The sequence below is a fragment of the Lishizhenia sp. genome, from assembly GCF_033720595.1.
GTDB lineage: Bacteria > Bacteroidota > Bacteroidia > Flavobacteriales_D > Crocinitomicaceae > Lishizhenia.
In genome coordinates this window covers 1-3682 of sequence record NZ_JAWWCF010000238.1, presented here as the reverse complement: position 1 = coordinate 3682, position 3682 = coordinate 1, and the positions used below count along the sequence as shown (strand labels likewise).

At 37.9% G+C, this 3682-nt stretch carries 4 protein-coding genes; 2 read left to right on the top strand and 2 right to left on the bottom strand.

The window, feature by feature from the left end; genetic code table 11:
• On the top strand, positions 1 to 542 hold a 542-nt coding region (locus R3333_RS13195), incomplete at its 5' end, for a T9SS type A sorting domain-containing protein (protein WP_318959240.1).
• A 179-nt stretch (positions 543 to 721) separates the two neighbouring features.
• Here R3333_RS13195 and R3333_RS13190 read toward each other — a convergent pair.
• On the bottom strand, positions 722 to 1675 hold the full coding sequence (locus R3333_RS13190) for an acetyl-CoA carboxylase carboxyltransferase subunit alpha (RefSeq protein WP_318959239.1): 954 nt from the start codon (positions 1673 to 1675) through the stop codon (positions 722 to 724).
• Between the two features lie 61 nt (positions 1676 to 1736).
• Between R3333_RS13190 and ispE the strand changes: the two genes are divergently transcribed.
• Positions 1737 to 2540, top strand: a complete 804-nt coding sequence (ispE, locus tag R3333_RS13185; protein WP_318959238.1) for a 4-(cytidine 5'-diphospho)-2-C-methyl-D-erythritol kinase — start codon at positions 1737 to 1739, stop codon at positions 2538 to 2540.
• Here ispE and R3333_RS13180 read toward each other — a convergent pair.
• Positions 2537 to 3682 (bottom strand): FG-GAP-like repeat-containing protein (locus R3333_RS13180; RefSeq protein ID WP_318959237.1); only part of this gene is annotated, 1146 nt, incomplete at its 5' end. The two genes, ispE and R3333_RS13180, sit on opposite strands and share 4 nt — an antisense overlap.

Here is a 3682-nt window from a genome sequence, read left to right as displayed (position 1 = left end):
GGTCTTACACGGTAACGTACACAACAACTGGAGTTTGTTCAGCAACACAATCTGTACAAATCAATATTACAAGTATAGATCCAGCGGTTTCTGTAAATGAAATTACGTTAACTGCAGATCAAGCAGGTGCAACCTACCAATGGTTTGATTGTGCAGATGATTCATTTATTGCTGGCGAAACTGGACAAAGTTTTACAGCTACGGCAAATGGAAACTATGGCGTAATAATTACTTTAAATGGATGTGTTGATACATCAGAATGTATCGCTGTTACTACAGTAGGTGTAGAGAAGGTTGAATTGGCAGAAGCCTTTACAGTTTACCCTAACCCAACACAAGGAACATTTAATGTACGCTTTGATCAAGTTCAAGATCACGTTAGCTTTAGAGTATTTAACTTGGCGGGAGAATTGATTCAGGTAGATGAGATGAGTTACTCAGATCACATCACTATGAATATAGATCTTCCTAAAGGTGTTTACTTATTAGAAGTAACGGATAAGAACGATCAGAAAGCTATGGTGAGAATAGTGAAACAATAAACCTCTACGTTTATATTTAGTAAGAGCAAGCTTCGAAAGGAGCTTGCTTTTTTTATGTATAGTACCCCAGTTTAAGATTGTTAGGAATAAGGTATAGGTTGTGCTCCTTATGAAGGATAAGGGCATAAAAAAAGTCCTGATGTGAACACCAGGACTTCTTTATATCGTTATAGGTTTACTTATTTAGTAACACCCATTTTTTCGAATTTCTTAATTCTTTCTGCAGAACGTTTGTCGGCATCAAGCTTAGAAAGTGCAGCAATCTCTTTCTTCAATACTTTCTTCAGTGTAGCGAAGATTTCATCTTGCTTTCTATGTGCACCGCTTAATGGCTCTTTAACCACTTCGTCAACGATCTTCAACTTCTTCATATCTGTAGAAGTTAATTTCAATGCTTCAGCAGCTGTTTCTTTGTAATCCCAACTTCTCCACAAGATTGTAGAACAGTTTTCTGGTGAAATTACAGAGTACCAAGAGTTTTCTAACATCAAGATTCTATCACCAACACCAATTCCTAATGCTCCACCAGAAGCTCCTTCTCCGATAACTACACAGATTACAGGAACTTTCAATTTCATCATTTCATAGATGTTACGCGCGATAGCTTCACCTTGACCTCTTTCCTCAGCTTCCAGTCCTGGGAATGCTCCCGGAGTGTCAATCAACGTCACAATAGGCTTGTTGAATTTCTCAGCCAGCTTCATTAAACGTAAAGCTTTTCTGTACCCTTCTGGGTTAGCCATACCAAAGTTTCTGTACTGACGCATTTTCGTGTTCGCTCCTTTTTGTTGACCGATAAACATCACTGTTTGTCCATCTAACTGACCGAAACCACCTACCATTGCTTTGTCGTCCTTCACGTTTCTATCACCGTGCAATTCCTGGAAAGTTCCATCTGTCATTGCATCTATGTAGGCCAATGTATATGGTCTATCTGGGTGACGTGAAAGTTGTACACGTTGCCAAGGAGTTAAGTTAGTGAAGATCTCTTTGGTCTTCTTTTCTAACTTGTTCTCTAATTCTTCTATCTTATCGCCCATGTCCATGTCAGACTCTTCACCAAGTGTTTTGGCTTTTTCAATCTGCTCTTCGAGGGCTTTTATTGGTTCTTCAAAATCTAAATAAGTCGCCATATGCTTCTAATTTGGGTGGCGAAAGTTACAAAAAAATAAAAGCTATTTATACATTTGGAGCATGATATGTTTCCCAGGATGTAAGATTAACCTCGGTTTGAATGTTTTAGCTAAGCGAGAAGATGGCTATCACACCATACAGTCAGTACTTTACCCCATTGCGTGGCAAGATATTTTAGAAGTAATAAAAAGCGATATTTTTCAATTTTCTTCTTCAGGATTAGCCATTCCTGGTTCCGAAAAGAGCAATTTATGTGTGCAAGCATATGAACTGCTGCGTGCGGACTATGATCTCTCTCCTGTAAAGATACATTTACATAAAATTATCCCTATGGGTGGCGGCCTCGGTGGAGGGAGTAGTGATGGAGCTTACACCTTAATTCTTTTGAATGATTTATTTGAATTGAATTTGAGTGAAGATGAATTATGCAAGTATGCTGCGCAACTAGGAAGTGATTGTCCTTTCTTTATTCGTAACCATGCACAATACGCTACCGATACAGGGACAACATTGAGCAATATTGATCTTGATCTTAAAGGGTACTATATTAAATTGTTGAATATTGGTGTGCATGTAAGCACTGCCGAAGCTTATGGAAATATTCAATTTTTAGAAGGATTGAAAGATCCGCAAAAAGTTGTTACTACTCCTATAGAACAATGGAAAGGAACTTTGACCAATTCTTTTGAAGCCAGTGTCTTTCCAAATCATCCTGAATTGGCTGAAATAAAAGAACAACTCTACAAAGAAGGTGCTGTTTATGCCGCTATGACGGGAAGTGGTTCAACGATGTTTGGTATTTACAAGGAGGAACCAGAACTAAGTTTCGATCATGTAAGTTTTGAAAAAGTTTTAACCCTTTAGTGAATCAAGACTTTGTTTCTATACACGCGGCCGGTATCGTTATCGCGTAAAATGAGATGATACATTCCTTTTTCAAGATGATTTACGTCAATTACCGATTGCGCATTGATATTATTAACTTCTAGACTTAATCTTCCTTGTGTATCGTATACTAGAAGCGTGTTTTGTGCACTAAAATTTCCTTCAATTTGAACAGAACCCTTGCTTGGGTTCGGGTAAATAAATAAGGTAGGTACTTCTTTTTCTACTATACCATAAGTGATATTAGGATCAGCCTCAAATAACCAAGCTCCACCTAAATCATGACCATAAAGCATGTCTAAAAAGAGATTGTTGTTCAATTGAGCGATTGCCACCGAAGAATAGGCCTTGGCGTCAATGGACAAATAATCGTCACTGATTAAATTGAAAACATCTCCTGGATTTAAATTGTCGGCGATATCGTCGTAGACCCAAAGTTTCCCACTTCTACTCCCCGAGAAAAGATAAAGCGTGTCATTTTTATTGATAAAGTGAGGAGTTGCAAAACCATCAGAAGTTCCTATGCTTACGTCAACATTACCAAGCATGGTGTTGCTCAACGTGAATTCATAATTGGAGGAAGTTCCGGTATTTTCATAATAAGCAATGGTTCCGTCTTTTCTTCCTATGATAAGGTCAAGAAGTTGGTCCTTGTTAAGATCAAACAATTGTGGACTCACATATGCGTCCTCATCGATTACAATGCCGGTTGCATCAGTAATGTTTAATAGAGGTGAATTGAAGTTAGGATTGGTACTCGAGCCTGTGTTTTCGAAATAGTGAATATTTCCCAATTCAGAACCTATAAACATATCCAAATCTCCATCATTATCTATATCTCCAAAAGTGGGGTGTATTCTAAGTCCGAAATTAGAATTGGCAAAATTATTCCAGTCTTCCGTTATTAAAGTAAATTCGGGTTGAGCAGCAGTTCCTGTATTTTGGTAATATTGAATGGCGCTTTCTTTATCTAATAAATCTTTGTAGCGATAGAAGTTGGCCAAGATGAGATCTAAAAGTCCATCGCCGTTTAAATCTACCAAAATGGGGTGAGCACCTACACCATTATCTAACATGTCTCTTTGTAAAAACTGGTCGGTTCGATAAATAAAATTAGGCTG

Excerpts from the sequence above, each read along its gene's own strand:
- R3333_RS13190 (WP_318959239.1), bottom strand. The coding sequence starts at position 1,675 with ATGGCGACTTATTTAGATTTTGAAGAACCAATAAAAGCCCTCGAAGAG.
- ispE (WP_318959238.1), top strand. The coding sequence starts at position 1,737 with ATGATATGTTTCCCAGGATGTAAGATTAACCTCGGTTTGAATGTTTTA.